9 protein-coding genes are annotated in these 16,099 nt (G+C 52.8%); 4 read left to right on the forward strand and 5 right to left on the reverse strand.

Going from position 1 to position 16,099, the window contains the following annotated elements; genetic code table 11:
• Positions 1 to 177 precede the first annotated feature (177 nt).
• Both ABSL23_RS01460 and ABSL23_RS01465 read left to right on the forward strand, forming a co-directional pair.
• Complete coding sequence (locus ABSL23_RS01460) at positions 178 to 3,645, forward strand: hypothetical protein (protein ID WP_353634488.1); 3,468 nt, start codon at positions 178 to 180, stop codon at positions 3,643 to 3,645.
• Positions 3,645 to 7,259: a UvrD-helicase domain-containing protein gene (locus ABSL23_RS01465; protein ID WP_353634489.1), complete on the forward strand. Its 3,615-nt coding sequence runs from the start codon at positions 3,645 to 3,647 to the stop codon at positions 7,257 to 7,259. Before ABSL23_RS01460 ends, ABSL23_RS01465 begins: the two co-directional genes overlap by 1 nt.
• Positions 7,260 to 7,321: 62 nt before the next feature.
• Here ABSL23_RS01465 and ABSL23_RS01470 read toward each other — a convergent pair whose 3' ends face one another.
• Positions 7,322 to 7,891 (reverse strand): hypothetical protein, encoded by a 570-nt coding sequence (locus ABSL23_RS01470; RefSeq protein ID WP_353634490.1) that lies wholly within the window; start codon positions 7,889 to 7,891, stop codon positions 7,322 to 7,324.
• A complete protein-coding gene (locus ABSL23_RS01475; protein ID WP_353634491.1) occupies positions 7,884 to 8,438 on the reverse strand; it encodes a DUF1643 domain-containing protein in 555 nt (184 codons plus the stop codon). Before ABSL23_RS01475 ends, ABSL23_RS01470 begins: the two co-directional genes overlap by 8 nt.
• 171 nt (positions 8,439 to 8,609) lie before the next feature.
• Between ABSL23_RS01475 and ABSL23_RS01480 the strand changes: the two genes are divergently transcribed.
• Positions 8,610 to 9,497 carry a DUF5655 domain-containing protein gene (locus tag ABSL23_RS01480; protein WP_353634492.1) on the forward strand — a complete coding sequence of 296 codons (888 nt, stop codon included), beginning with the start codon at positions 8,610 to 8,612 and terminating at the stop codon, positions 9,495 to 9,497.
• A gap of 224 nt (positions 9,498 to 9,721) precedes the next feature.
• Positions 9,722 to 10,336 carry a ribonuclease H-like domain-containing protein gene (locus ABSL23_RS01485; protein WP_353634493.1) on the forward strand — a complete coding sequence of 205 codons (615 nt, stop codon included), beginning with the start codon at positions 9,722 to 9,724 and terminating at the stop codon, positions 10,334 to 10,336.
• On the opposite strand, the gene ABSL23_RS01490 is transcribed toward ABSL23_RS01485, so the two are convergent.
• The 3 genes from ABSL23_RS01490 to ABSL23_RS01500 form a co-directional block, all read right to left on the reverse strand.
• Positions 10,333 to 10,824 carry an HNH endonuclease gene (locus ABSL23_RS01490; protein WP_353634494.1) on the reverse strand — a complete coding sequence of 164 codons (492 nt, stop codon included), beginning with the start codon at positions 10,822 to 10,824 and terminating at the stop codon, positions 10,333 to 10,335. The two genes, ABSL23_RS01485 and ABSL23_RS01490, sit on opposite strands and share 4 nt — an antisense overlap.
• Before the next feature lie 121 nt (positions 10,825 to 10,945).
• Positions 10,946 to 11,422, reverse strand: coding sequence for a hypothetical protein (locus ABSL23_RS01495; protein ID WP_353634495.1), 477 nt, complete (start codon positions 11,420 to 11,422; stop codon positions 10,946 to 10,948).
• Between the two features lie 116 nt (positions 11,423 to 11,538).
• Entirely contained in the window at positions 11,539 to 15,336 is a 3,798-nt protein-coding gene (locus tag ABSL23_RS01500) for a hypothetical protein (RefSeq protein WP_353634496.1), read from the reverse strand.
• Between the last annotated feature and the right edge of the window lie 763 nt (positions 15,337 to 16,099).

Below are 16,099 nucleotides of genomic sequence, written 5' to 3' on the forward strand. Positions count from 1 at the left end.
GCAGCCCCGTACACGGACAGCGATCTCATAATAACCTTCGTCGCCTAGATCATTATATGTCGTCAACGTAAGAGAAGGCGCGACATCTATACATAAAATGCTCGTGGTTGGCGTCTAATCAATTGGCTACCTCCCCCCAGGGTTACCTTTATTTGTCGTTCGTAGGTTGGTGTTTGTATGCAAATCACCTTACATCAGGGCCCTCCTACATCAACTCTTCTCGATGGGAGGGGGGAGAATATAACACCGGAACCCCAACAGCACCACTCACGCCTCTGCATAGTTGGTGGGGGGCTCAGCCGGGAACGCCTGCAGAACAAGCTCGCCCGACAAGGCCACCCTCCGTCCAGTATCGCAGATTACACCACGGTTGATGATATCTCCGAGCAACTGCTCGGCTCTGGGTTAGATGGGAAGTCCCCACTGCTACTCCCAGATTCCTTCGTTCAGCGTCTATTACAAGAGACACTTAGACGGGCAGATAACGGTGAATATGCTCAAGAAGTCCAAGAATTAGCTAGTCACCTTCCGTTAGAAGAGGATGAAGTCGTCGAAACGTTGTACGATGAGCTCAACGATTTCTACCGAGGAACTGATGCAGGAAACGACACACCGGAGCTCAAGGAACTCGCCCGTGGCCTTGACAATACGTACGCAAGAGAAAACAGTTCGGAGCGATTAGAGCAATTCGAAGCACTAACAGACCTTCTAGAGGAGTTGGTAACCGATATCGTCACTGAAGAAGACGAAGAGAGCTCGATTGTACCGTTCCTGTCCCGAAGCCACTTCGTGAGTGCTGCCCGGGAATTCGTTGAAACGGACTGGGAAGCCGTCTTCGGTGATGTCTCGTGGGTTGGTGTTACGACTATCAGTATTTTCGACAATCCAACACTCCGATTACTGCTTGAAATTGGGCGACAAAACCAGGATGTTGACCTTCACTTCTTCTTGGGACCTGGAAGCTATCCACGGCAGCGGGATCGTCTCGAAAGTCTTGATGATGTGAGCGTTGACGAGGTAGATGATTCACCAGGGGATTTTGACTCTCCTGCAGGCCAGACGTTGTTTGAGGCGGTGAGTGGGGAACAAGAAGACATCCCACAGGAACTAGCCTTTGTAAGCGCACCAGAACGCCGACGCGAGATCGAGAATGTAGCACAGGACGTCCGGCAACGAATCTCGAACGGTACATCCCCGGGAGACATCGTAATCACGGCTCGTAACACCGAGCAATATCAGACGCATATTGAGGACATATTCGAGTCAAACAATATTCCGTATCATATGGAGGCGAAGGAGCCGCTGGCTTATGCTCCAAGTTATAGGTTCCTCACCTCAGCCTTCCAGCTTATTCAAGATGCGAGTGACAACGAAGAACTGAGTTACGAAGACCTGCTGGACCCCCTCCGACTGGGGTTCGTTTTACCATCAGGTGACCGACGCTATTGGCCGCTTGATGATAGTATCTTCCTCCATCTTGAACAGCGACTACACGATGTAGAAGAGCAGCATGGGAAACGTACGTTCGGTGAATGGCAAGGAACAGTCTCCAACCTCTCTGGATGGGATTTACCTCGTGAGTTGATGGAAGCATATCTTGAATGGGTTGCAGACCAGCGTTCCTCGCCTCCTCAGAACGGGGCAGAACTCAGGTCGTTAATACGGGAACTAGTCAGCGATTTCATTTATCAGATGGTTCCTCAACACCGCTCCCGTCAGGACGGCCCTGGAATCGAAGGCACACGAACCCGAATCACTGAACGTCATTCCACTGCTGTTGCAGAGGAGGTTTTCAAGAGTGCAGTCCAGGTCGGCACGCACTATAATTACCTCAACGCCATCTTTGGGGACGAAAATTGGAGCCCCTCGTGGGAAGAAGCTACCCAAGCGCTTAATGACGTAGTCGGAGGGAACTCGATACGCCAACAGCAAAAAGATGGAAGTGCAGTGCGGATTGTGGATGCTGGTGACGCCTTCTTCATGGATGCTGAGCACATCCATATCTTGGGACTTTCACGTGGAGATTTCCCAACGGAAAGAGAAGAGGCAGCGTTCATCCACGAAGGACTTCGAGACGCAGTTGCCCAAGCAGCTGAAGCCGGTGAATATCCCTATCTTCGACTGGCGGCTCAACGCACTCAGTATAATGTTGATTTGGACTACTACAATCTTGCACTCCGGGTGAGCACTGACTCGGTTACAGTCAGTAGGAGATACCGAGATACGGAAGGTAACTCGGTGCCGTGGTCTGCGTTCGTTGATCTTGTAGACACTGATTCGAACAATGATTATTCCAACAAACTCCGGGCGGATCAGTGGCTTCCCGAGCCAAACGACGATGACGACGATTGGGAGCGTTTGGGAACGAGAATAAGCGAACGTGATCGACTTCGATTACTCCAATTCCACGCAAATCGAGATTGGCCGACACTGACAGCGCCGACAATCCAACCTGACGATATAGAAAGTATTGGTGCCTTCACTGATCTGGACGAGTATTCACTCGAAATCAGGCCCCGGCACAACCGGTTCCTTGAACCACCGCTTTCTGTTTCTATTGATTCTGACGAGCCTGCCTTTGCAGACGCAGATCTTGATGACATCATCGGTTCACCAATCGGAGTACACGAACTGGACCTGTTCAGCCAATGTCAGCTAAAGTTTTACTTTTACCAGCTCTTGTATAATTTTGACGGCGAAGAAGCCGAACGGTATCAAATCCCGTTCTACTCAGCAAATAGAACGAACTATCGATTCGGGAATGTCCCTCACGTAATTCGGCACCACTACGCCGGGAGTCATACCCGGGAGACCTGGGAAGAAATCATCGAGCGAAGCGAGCTTCGGGACCGGAGAGCCCTCACCGATATGTTTGACAGCCGGGGAGAAGTTCGAGAATGGATGCGGGAGGAATATGGCACCTACGCAGACTGGAAAATAGGCCCTCAATTAGCCGATGAGTACACCCTAGTTTCTCAGGAGGAAGAGAGTGAAGAACAAATCGACCGCCAGTGGAGTTGGCAAGGCGAAACGACGGTAGACGTCGATGCCGAGGGAACAGAAGTATGGATGCCGGGACATAGAAGAGACATTCTTCGGAATGATGATGATTACATCCTATCACTGTTCCATGTGCGTCACAGTTCGTACGCTCGCAAAGCAACGAAGATGTGCTGGAGTTCTCGGGAACAACAGTACCGCGATGAGGATTGTGGCTCTCTATGTGGTTCCTGCGGCAATAACGAGAACTGTTCCTACTCAACAAAGTTCATGCTTGACCACCGCATTCACGTACTCCCGCACGCCGAAGAAGACAACGCTGGATTTGTATTCCACGATCATGTTGACTCCGGATCGGACGCACGCCACGGCCTGGTAAAACAGTACCATGCTGACGAGTTCCGAGATGGCTTAGAGGAAGGGCCGGAAGCAAATCTAGATGAAATACCCTCTCGTCTCTCCCAGGGCGCGTGGTATCAACGTGAGGGTTACTGGAACGACGACCTGGAAGAACACATTGAGTCATTCACACCTGATGACGAAGGAACGGAGTTTGAGGTTGACAGACGGTTTGTTGATCAAGGAGGCTGTGAATCCTGTATCTATCGCTCTATGTGCGGTGTGCCAAATGGAGGGACAATCTGATGCCCCTGCTTGAAGTTCCGGAGGACGTGCCGTCGATTTTCGATGACGAGCCACAAACTCAGGTATTCGAAGAATATCATGAGGGGTCGGGGAGGGTAGTCGTCGGTGCGGGAGCGGGCACTGGCAAGACGACGACTCTAATCGACACCGTCGCGGAAGCGATTCTCCAAAAATTGAACGAAGAAGAAGGAAATCCGATGGATGACCTTCTCATAACTACGTTCACAAAGGACGCTGCCGGTGAACTCAAGACCAAACTGAAAGAGCGCCTCAGGGTTCACGAAGCTGCATCCGGCGAGCAGCTGAATACCGACATCTGGCGGTGGATCGAAACGGACAGCTACGTCGAAACGATTGACTCGTTCACTCACCGTTTGCTGCGAGAAGTCGCTATTGAAGCCGGGATCTCACCTGGGTTCGAGGTTCGTGATGGACTGGAAGAAGAGGACCTGTACGACGAGATTATGGAGGAAATGCGAGATCAGGATGATCTTGAGGACTCAATTGCTCGGCTAGAAGAAGCGTATCCTAACGAGGATTGGAGAGCATTTCCACCCGACGATTTGCAGGATCTACTCATCAGAGCCCACAATAAGAGCCGTGAGTTCTGTTGGACCCCCGAAGAGATGGGTGAACGGTTGATGGAAACCCACCAGCAGTCACACGCAGAACTTGAACCCGACTTTACAGTAGATGAAGTCCGAGAGATTGCTCAGGAACTAACTGGCCAGTTCACCTTCCCCGGTGAGGATGTCGCAGAGCATGCGTCAGAGATATATCGGCACAACCAACGTCTCATAGAGGACTTCAGCAGATTACTCGTCGAATTTGACGAACGATACAATGACAGGACAGTCGAGCAAGGTCTACTCTCGCACACAGATATTACGTATCTGGTCTGGAAACAGTTGAATGAGAACCCGAATTCTGACTGGGCTGAAGGACTTAGCGAGCGATTTGATCACGTGTTCGTTGACGAGTTCCAAGACACGAGCTTTGCTCAGTGCCGAATTCTCGCTCATTGCTTTCAGGATTCTGGCGAGAGAACGAACGCCCTGTTGATCGGTGACGTCAAACAGTCGATCTATCAATGGAGGTCTGCAGATCCCCGCATCTTTGCCGATATAATCGACTTTGCAATCGAAGAAGACGGTGATAACGAAGCGCCGTATCTCGAAATCGATGGTCTAGCGTACCTGCCACTAACGACCAATTTCCGAAGTCACCCGGAGCTTGTTGAATCGGCTAATCACATCTTTGATAGTATTTTCACGGACCCTGGAAGGGGGGACATTGGCCCGTTCAACATCCCATTTGAGGCTGCAACTGCGAGCCGTGCATCTGAGGAACCAGATTGGGCAGCGAATGGCAACAGACTCCACGTACTCGATCTCGGTAATAGCTCAAGTAAATCGGACTGGCGACAGAACGAACCGGTACGAGTCGCTGAGACTGTCAGTGGACTAATCGGAGACGATCAAACACCGGTTCTCGATGAAGACGAAACTGAATCCCTCGATGAGCCAGTATATCGGCAACCCCGTGCCGGCGACATTACCCTACTATTCAACCGAAGGAGTGCGATGGCACCTTATGCTGAGATGCTTCGAGAGTACGGGGTGGATTGTGCGATTGACGTCTCGAAGGGGCTATTCAACGAACCAGAAATCGAACTATTGATTGAAGTATTAAACTGGTTCGCAAATCCCCACTCCAAAGATTCACTAATCCGCATCCTTCGGTCACCTGTCACCGCTCTTGATGACCGAACGCTCCGGTACTTAGCGAGCGAGAAGTACTATCTCACGACTGCGTTGGAAGATTGGCCAGACGAGTTGCCGGAAAACGACGAATCCCGTCTCAGGGGGCTGATTGCACTCCGAGATGACTTGCGATGGGAACGCGAGAAAAACAAAGCATCGCTCATTCAGGATATTATTCAGCACACGGGCTTTGATTCCGTTGTCCTCGCTGGTGAAGATGGAAAGCAAAAGTTCGCTAATCTATGGTTGGTAGCGGAGATCGTTACCGAGTGGGAGGACGAAGAATTACTATCGTACAATGAGTTTGTTACCCGGCTCAAACGCCTCCAATCCCGAGCGAACCGGGGGGAAGACGAACATCCGCTTGCCAAGATCTCTGACGAGGAGTCCGAAACTACAGTCCGACTCACGACCGTTCACCAATCGAAGGGACTGGAATACCCTATCGTAATCCTTCCAGACCTGTGTTATGCACCACGCGATGCTTGGTTCCCTTGGAACAACCGGATGATGCTTAGTCGGGACGGTGTGGGTCTTCGTCCCGATATTGGCGATGAGCAGCCAGTCCAGTACGGTGCGGGCGGGTCGGACTTCTGGATCACCGACGATCCGAATCCGACCAACCCATTCGCAGTTGACGGTCTGGCCACAACGTGGATTACTGGAACTAGGAGCGATACAAATGGCTCGATCTCGGACGATCATCCTCTTGCTGAAAACTACGCAGCGACTCTAGCGGAATTCTGGCGCTCTCTCTATGTGGCCTACACGCGGGCAGCTGACCATCTCTTCGTCGGTCTTAGCAGTAGTAACCGTCTCCCTGGACCGGACGAATACTCTACCTGGGCAACGTCTCTGACGAATTTACTCAAACCGGATCAGCTTGATAATTGGCAACCGGGGACCTTCTCTCGGGAGATCACCTACCGCGAACTTGACGGTGTCGATGAGGTTTCAATCGGTATTGACGACATCGAGCCCGGGGAGATGAGAGTTGACGAAGAAATTGGGATGGAGATAGTTGAGGAGTCTATAACTCAAAACCGACGCCACGAAGTAGACGAGTTGGAGAATGAATTCTTCCCGAGCGTTGTGAAGCCAACTTCGATCCATGATATCCTTGCCTGTCCACTTCGATTCCAATATAGCGAGCTTGAGGAAGTAAGTGCAATTCGTGCTGATATCCCTCCAGGAAGCGAACCACCAGGAGGACTCCATCCGACACAGTGGGGTGATATCGTCCACAAGCTTCTGGAAAATGCTGTGATTGGCGAAGAAGAGGCAGGAGAGTACGCAGAAGGATATGAACAGGAGATTAAGAACGAGCTCCTGGATACGGTTCTTGCAAACTTTGAGGGATCAGAAATCGGGCAGTCCCTCACAGAAACGGATGTTACCGCACTCCCAGAGCATGATGTGAGGGTATACGTAGATGAATTAGACACATACGTTTCGGGCCAGCTGGATTTAGTATATGAAGATTCGGAAGGCTGGCACGTAGTGGACTTCAAGACGGGACGTGTTGCTGACGAAGACGAGTATATCGGTGACTCGTATCGTCTTCAACTAGCCGCTTACACCTGGTTGTTTGACAAGGCATACGATGTTGAGATCGAATCTGCGAAGTTGGCCTACGTTCACCCGAGCCTCGAAATCAAATCGATGGACGTCTCACCGTCGGATTTCGAGGACGCGATAACAGAGGTTCAACAATTGCTGGAGATTGTCCCGAATCAAGGGCTCCCCGCGACACCGGATCCGACGCGTGACGAGATCAGCGGAGACCCCCCGGTTTCGTCAAAGTGCGGTTCGTGTGCGTATCGGTCGAGGTGCCCTGAGTGGAGTGACTAACTAACACCTGAGGAGCTCACTTTATTCTTTGAAATCAGACTCGGTTCTCAATTCCGGCTAAGTCACAATTCGATCTCGTCAACTACAATATCTCTCTCACGGAGGTCATCATAGTCGTACATCCAGGCCTTCACGTCGTTTTGCCGGTCATTCCACTTCAGATCCACCTCTAAGTCCTCTTCGATAGCTTCCATGAATCTCCACAAGTCGATTACGCGGAACCATTCGACTGAGTCATTTGGCACTTTCATCCGTGTAGCATACTTTGGTACGATATCCCATCTCTCTGCTTCTCGAAGCTTTTCCAATTCAGATGGTGCCTTTGATCCAGTCTCCACTCGAATGTCGAATCGAGATGCCTTCTTGTTAAAGTGATTTCTATGATTGATGCCAAATGCAGGATCGTGGAATGTATCAACTAGATAATCTATGCCTGTATAATCGATTATCTGATGAATTTCTTTGTTTTCAGCGAAATTATCAAACGCTTCCTCTCCTTCTATTGCGACGATATTCTTTGCGTCGAAAGCTTCCTTGATGGCGCTTTGCACGATTTCATCCGCTTCCTGGCCTTTCTTGAACCGTGCTTCGTCAAACTGTTCACCGAAGAGCCGTCCGCGTCTATCAGTCATCGTACTCGTATGGTGTTGGCTCCAGATCACCGTCTTTGAATAGTGGGTGACCAGGATTACCGCTGGAAAGGACAGTCAGTGCATATATCTCGGTATCAAGCATTTTGAGAACCTGCTGGGGCCGACCATACCGATCACCTGGGGAGCCCCAAGCACCGATCACAATATCTGCTTTTGATGCAAGGTCTTGGAGTATTTCGTCGTTTCGCGGTCCAACTGGGTCATCTACGCTGTCAAGGTCATTAGGCTCGTCCGAGCGGTAAGCGAATAAGTTAGCAACGACGAAACTACCGTAGCCCCAACGGTCAGAGTAACCGTAGACTCGGTCGATAGTCGCATCACTAGAAAACCCGTCTGCGGTGCTTGGATTTGCCATAAGCCAAGCAACTGTGGGTCGGCTATTATCCCACTCTCTCCATAGGTAGTAGCGATATTGCTCGTCGGGACTGAGGACAGCTCCCATTCTCTCATAACGGTCGTTGCTACTGGTCTGGACGATCAAGTCATCAAAACCCTCTGGATAGAGTGCAGAACGCTGTTTGTCCATTTTTCCAGTTTGATTGTAGACAGCTTGTTTGAAATATCCCTGTGGTTGTCATACAGTGGAACTCAATGTGAGTCAGGTACCCTTCTAATGATTAGGGGTCAAAGAATCTCTGGTGCTATAGCGCAAGCAACCACACAAGAAAAAAGACGGTGTCGGTAGTCCTGAACGATAATGGGCGAGATCAACTTGTACCAAGTCGGTGAAAATGGACAGGTCACAGAGATACCTCCAGACCCGGTTGAGCTCGAAAGACACGTTCAAGAACTCATTGAGGAGAACCTGAATGAATTACTTGGAATCACATTTCTTGAGTCAGAGTATAGTACCGGAGAAAAACACGGTGGACGAATCGATACTCTAGGACTTGACGAAAACAACTCCCCAGTCATCATTGAATACAAAAAGACCCAAAATCAGAACGTCATCAATCAAGGACTCTATTACTTCGACTGGTTGGTTGACCACAAAGCCGAATTCGAAAATCTAGTCCACAATAGAACCTCGACTGACCGCGAGGTCGATTGGAGTTCACCTCGTCTGGTTTGTATCGCACCAGACTTTACTAAGTACGATTCACATGCAGTCGAGCAGATAGGGCAAAATATCGAGCTCATGAGGTTTGAGCGGTACTCCGAAAGTTTGCTTCTCCTCGAACTGATTAACGTAGTTGAATCATCTGACGAGAGTGATCTACAGCGAGAATACACTACTGTTGGTGAAAAGGTTCAACAAGCGAGTGATGAGTTACTTCAGCTGTTTAACGAACTTGACGAATTTATCTTATCTCTGGGGGATGACGTCCAAAAGAAAGAACTAAAATATTATTTTGCGTATAAACGGATACAGAACTTTGTTTGTGTATACGTAACTCCTGACAAGGGAGAAATCCGCGTCTATCTGAAACTTGATCCTGAAGAGCTGGACGAGATGCCGGAGATAGGTAGGGACGTTAGTAACACTGGACACTACGGAACTGGTGATCTGGAGCTCACTATTTCCGGTGAAGAGAGTTTGAAAACTAGCAAGGAATACATCAAAGCAAGTTACAACGGGGTTTGACGAACTCCTGTTCTAATCACTCACAGTCTATAGTCTTCATCCCCGAGTATTCGTAACAAGAAGCTCCGCACACCGGAGATGCGGAGTTAGTAGCATTTCGACGTCCGGATATCAGTTTCAACAACCCAGATCCCACTTCGTAACCTCTCATCGCCTCTCGCAATGATTTCTTAGTACTGGGTAGATTTGCAGAGGTATTTGGTGGTTATCAAGACAATCGACGTATGGGCCGCGACCGTATCGCAATAGACTTAGAAACGATTCCGACCGTGAAGGATCCGGATTTCAATACTCCGAGTCATTGGACCCCGTTCTGCGTCGCAGTTGGATACGATTCTGGTGACGGTGATCCAGAAGTCGAGGTGTTATTTCGTGACGGTCCTTCGCTTGATGAGGAAGCCCAGCTGCTGCACTCGATGATCGACTGGATTGCAGACCGGATCGGTGATTCACCCGTCCTTCTTACGTACAACGGTGAATCGTATGATCTGCCAATCCTCAAACACCAGTCCTACGTCATTAACGACGAGATTTCTGGCTCGAACATTATCGAGAGAATGTATCTTTTCACTCAGACGTGCGACCACGTCGATCTCATCCAGTTGATCAAGGATCGTAAAGGGTACTGGGTGTCGCTTGATGACGCTCTTGACGAATACGGAATCGATTCCGATGATCCAGAGTGGCTAAACAAACCAGTCACTGGGGGAGATATGCCCGAGATGGGATTAGAGCTCCTTAGTGATGCGCCGAATGATAACCTGCGGGAGGCTGTTAGACGCTACGCTGCGTCGGACGTACAACCTTTATTCGAACTTGACCGAAAACTCAGGGGTTAGATGAACTCGTAACTCTCTCCCCGGACGATTTTCGAGACTGCTGACTGAGAAATCGAGTACTCGTCCGCTAACTCCCGTTGAGTGATTTCCTCCGTGTTGTACCGATGACGAATCTCCCGGACTGTCTCAAGTGGTCGGGAATCAGCGTGTTGTCCTCGTTTGACTGCGTCCCTCATATTGTCCTGATGCGTCCCACAGTACAGGTGACTGGGATTCACGCACAGGGGGTTGTCGCATATGTGGTTAATTTGCTTCGACGGCGGGATTGAACCGATTTCCATCCTGTACGCAATTCGATGAGCGTATTTTGCCTTTCCGCCGATGTTGAACGCACCGTAGCCATTAGCGGGGAACGTTGCTCGCTGCCACTCCCAGCACCCGTCTTTGTCAGCGATATCTACCTTCTCCCAGAATCTCTCTCTGGTGTGTGCGGCGTCCTCCGGAATCGCTTTCGCTATGCTGTTACTCGTCGGCCGTTCAGTACTCATACCCGACACTCGCCTTCTCCCTGGGTTAACGACCCCCCGGTGGTTTGTGGACCCGACAACCTGGGTGGGTAAAAACCGAGAAAGGCGTCTCAGAGCCACATAACTCAATGATTGATGGGAGCTAGTACACCGCTCCAGATGGTGGTTCAACCGACAGTTCGGCGCGGATTGTCACGTCCCATACGTCGCTCCATTCAATAAGCGAGGTTTGATCCGAATCTCGCTCCTGACGACGTTTCTCTCGCACCTCTGGGTCACCGAGTTGAGCGGCTTCGATGCACTTCTGCAACCGGTCTATGTCGCTGTTATTCTGACAGACCGTGTCGACGTCCACCTTGTCACCAGTGAGTGTGAATTGCTGAGTCTCACCCTGGGTGTTCGATTGCGGCGAATCGAGGACACGGGTCTGTTTCTCCCGAGGGAACTCTCCGAGTGCGAGGAGTTTCTCTTGGCCGACTACGTCACCGACTCCGTCGCTACTGATGCCAACCCTATCGATGAGCAACGACCAGCACTTCTCCGTCGTCACCCACTGGGTCGTCTTCCATTCCTCAATCCCCGAGTCACGCCGAATCAGGTTGCGATCCATGAGCTTCATCAGCGTCCCAAACGCCAGTCCGCACTCTTCCCAGGTCCACGTTCGACCAGGGCGTGGGAGGTGCTCTTCAAGTTCGCGGCAGTTCCATTGGATAAACTCCGGATCTCCTGAACGAGTCATGACCCAGTCACCCGGAGACGGTTCTCCGCTGGCTCGTACACCTCCCCTCGGTGTTTGAGTTTCTCGATCTCCTGCTCAGCCTTCTCCTTTTTGAAACCCTTCTCATCTAGCCGGGCCAGCACTTGACCGACCGTAGCGCCGTCCCCGCCTTCCACGGACTTGATGACATCCTTCACCGATATTACCCGGTCACGTTGGGGTTTTCCCCCGGTGGCTTCAACCGGCTGACTACTCGTCTCGCCAAGAGCCGCCTGCCCGTCCTCCGGGGTTTCGGCTTCCGTGTACCCGACTCCCCGCTGGATGTGGGTGATGGTCGTGCCGCTATCGAGATGGAGCTGTGGCGACCGTTCGTACTCAGTAACTGGCGCGTCACGAATGCACACCGTTTCCCCGGGCTCAAAGTGCGTGATACCGTCGGGCTCGTCTCCGTCGAACATGACCACGTTCCGACGACCGGTTTCGTCACGCACTGACCCGGCTGCAACTGGGCCGTCAGCTTCTACGACCTTGTCTGGGGTTGGGTCCCAATCAACGACTTCGACCGTCACCGTCAGGTAGTCTCCGACACGGTCTCCGAGACGCGCCATCGACGTCGCCTGCTTCCGCAGAACGTTCGCGTCGTCGCTCCCGGCTCTGTCGACGTCAGGGTTATCGTCGTCATCAACGATTTCCGCGTCTAACTCGTCGATATCAGCGCCGTCAATGAACACCGTCCGGTCGAACTCTGTAAGTTCGTCCTCTGCACGGTCGGTATGGATGCCGACACACCGACCAATTCCCGGTGTACCCTGGGACGTTGTCGTGACGTACGTGTCCTGCTCAACTGCTTCAGAATATCGGTCCTTGTAGTCCTTTGCGCTTCCGAGGAGGTCCTCGTTCAGGTCGTGATCCCGGACGTATCGGCTGATTTCGTCGAATGCGCGAGTTACGTTCACTCGGAGCTCTTCCCCAGACTTTCCTGCTCGAACCACGCCGTAGTGCTTGCCCTTCTCTAAGTAGTCGGCGACCGCAGCGCGTTGCACTAGATGCGTGAGCTGGTCGATGTGCGTCTCGCGGCCGTCACCTTCGACATCTGCGACGTACCGGAGCGCTGCATCCAAGTCGTCGTGGTCCGGGAGCTTTCCGAGGTCCGCGCCGACGACATGAGCGAACGACCGCATCACTTTGTACCCGAACACGACCGTCTGCAGGCCCTGCACCTCCAAGTCGTCCAGTTCGACACCCCACTCAGCGAGCCGCTTCGACACGTACTCCCGAGCGTTGAACCACATCTCCTCGAACTCTTGGCGCGACGTGTCGGCCACATGCCGGTAGTACTCGACCGCGTGCTGCTCAAGTTCGAACTTCGTCTCCGGGAACGACACGTTCCCGTCCTCGTCAGTAACTGCGTCACCGGCCAACTCTTTGAACCGCTGGTACTCCGGCGTCCCGGGCACAGTCGGCTGATTCGTGAACGTTGTGCTGATCGCGCGACGCTGCTCCGCCGACCCCTGGAGCGATGTCTCACCGGACACCACAACCGGTGCGCGCAGTTTGTACTGGACCGTAGACTGATCCGCGCGGCCACGCTGCTCAACACCGCCTGTAGCGACCTTTCGGAGGAGTTCGTGCAGATTTGACTGCTCCCAGTCCGCCATTTCCGAGGTCTTGTACTCGTCCAACCACACTGGCACACCGTTACTGCTGGCGAACGTCTTGATGTGCGCAAACTTCGTGTCTGACGCGCTGAACGGCGCTTCTTCCAGCCCGAACATCCGGTTCGCAATCTTCAACGTCCCGGACTTCCCCACCCCGGATTCTCCGGTGATGAACAGGAGGTTCATCGACCCGGACGTTTCTACAATCCGCTCACGGTACGGGGCGGCATACAACCACCCCAGCACCGGAATGAACCGTTCCGGGTCACGCGTCCCAGCGAACAGTTCCAATATCTCCGCGACGTCGTCATTGCCAATCTCACCGGCGTCGTGATCGTCCGGGTTCGCCTCGAATTTGCGCTCTGCAGCGGCGTCCTGTTCCACAAACACGGTTTCGGGCTCGTCTACCCACCCGTCTACGTCGATGACACCGTTTGGCGTTACGAACTCGTCACCATTCTGCGCGAGACCCATCGCCTTCTGCCCGGTTAACTCGGGGACGTCCTGCCGGCTGATGTACTTTCGGAGCATGTCCATCACGTCCGACTCCGGCGTCGAGGTCTCGATGGTCGTCGAGAATCGCTTCGCCAACACCTCGTCCTTGAATCTCCGCACGTCGTTGAACACACGCGGTTCGATCTGGAGGTCGAACTCGGCCTCCGTGGGTTCCGACGGCCGGACCTTCACGTTCGCCATTCGCCCCTCACCTTCGATTGAGAGACGTGACGTGATGTCCATCTCGAAGTTTAGGAGCGTTTTTGAGGTCACGAACCGATTACCCGTATACACTTCCACGAGCTTCCCATCGTAATTGACGATGTCTCCGCCCGTTTCCCACATCAACTGGACGAGATCCCGGTGCCGGTCGATTGCGGACCGCTTCGTTTTGAGTCGGTCATCCAGATCATCGATGAGATTGTCGTAGTCCCTGTCGGTCAGATTCGGGACTGCGTCCGCGACATCATTCAACTCGTCATTGTCTGGCCACTCGGCCTTTGCTTCTACGACGTCCTCATCAGAGACCTCCGAATCGTCCGAATCTGGGACTTCAGGCCGATCTTCGACCGGATCGTACTCGTCGATGAACTCTCGAACCGTCTTCGCTGCGTCACGTTCACGGCGAGTGCGGGTGTCATGCGACTCGATAGGGCAGTTCGGCCCACACGATTCGTCATCATCCAGGATTCCGTAGCTGCGGAGGGTTGACAGTGCCGGCGGCGAGTACCGGCCGCTCTCCAGCATCCCGCCGATATGATCGACTTGGTACTGTGTTTCCTCAACGTCAGCTACGGCAGAATCCCCAGATGGGGCGAACTCGCCACACATGTGCCCGGCGACTTCCTCCGCCTCGTACCCAGCTGCGAGACCGCACAACGCGGCGAGAACGTTGACTTTGTGTGTGTTCCCGTGGTCATCCGGAGCTTTCCGACGCAGCTGTAGCGCACGGCCGTAGCACTCCGGGATGTCTTCCGGCGGTTCCTCCGGGAGGTCACCATCCCATTGCCGACTATTAGCTCCCGGGCGGTACTTCAACGCCGTCTTCCCGTCGTACGTAATATCTTGTAGGATATCTCCAGGTTCGATGACTCCGACAATCGAGTCGTCTTGCACCAGTTCGTAACCAGATTCTACGCCCTGGATGTCGTTCGGTGCAACAACGTGGCCGCTCACGGCGGACCCTTTCACATCAATGTCGTACGGGACTCCGTCGGCGAGTTCGAAGTCCGAGGGGCTTATTGACCCACACTCGGCTTCAATCCACGCGTACACGTGGAACCCGCCTGTTTGGGACTTCGTGATCGGCGTGGTCTGCGGGTATTCGGTTTTCTTCGCGGCTTCATCGACGTCTTCAGTCCCGCAACCTTTGCAAGGATCGTCTGCTTTGTACAGATCTATGTCGATGATGAGGAGAGACCGCGGGTGCTCAGCCCCGGCGTCTCCTATGTCTACAATCGCCCAGTTGTCTTCAGGGTGGTCAATCACGTCTTCGAGTGTGTAGACGTGTTCCGCGTCGCCGAAGTCCTGGGAGTACCCTCCCCATTTGTACTTCGGCCGCTTGTCGTCCAGTCCCCGTGTCTGGATGTACCGCAGGGTTTCGGCTTCGAATTCGAGGTCGTCTGTGGCGTGGACAGTCTCCTCGTCACCGTCGCCAGTCACTGGTCATCACCTCGGATTTCCTCCAGCTGTGCCTCGGTCTCGTGTTCCGTTTCTGACCAATTGTCACCGGACGTCACGTGGAGGTACGTCCGGAGAATCACTCCCAAGTGTTCGATCTGCGGGAGGAGTCCGTACGAGTTCTGAATCGACTCCATCTCCGCGGTGACTGCTCGTTGCCGGCCTATTAGGGACTCCGCTCGTTCGTCACAACGATAGGCCACTCTACAGTGTCGTCTACGTCGTTGATGGTACCGATGTACACGATGACGGCGTTGAATCGGTAGTCGATGCCGCCGTCCCAGCTGGTCTCGTACGCGAACCCACTGTGCTGGCTTATGCAGGAAGTAGTGTGCGATGGTGTACTCTCCCCTTGATTCTAAGGCGATCCTGGCTAGCTGCAACTCGTGCCCGGGGATTTTCCCCGGTTGGTGGTCTAACGATGACATGGTGAGGCGTACTCGGGCTACGGCTCACCGAAAACAGGCCGGGGGGCACCCGGGCTTATGTTTTACAGGGACTCTGTGTTTTGCAGATGAGTCCAGGGGGAGGTTCCTGCTCGGCTTCAGTTTTGAATATCAGATACACCCGGATAAGTGTACCGGGTACTTACAAGGACTTAACCCCAATCAGACACCTGAATTACTGTACTGAGAGTACGTAGAGTAGACTGACAGTACGACTATATCGCACACTGATGAAGTCGATCCGAAGAGCCAGCACTCCGTGTCACCACGCGGCCTCCCAATCCCGGAATTCCGATTTT

It is taken from the genome of Halobacterium sp. NMX12-1 (assembly GCF_040435975.1).
GTDB classification, from domain to species: domain Archaea; phylum Halobacteriota; class Halobacteria; order Halobacteriales; family Halobacteriaceae; genus Halobacterium; species Halobacterium hubeiense.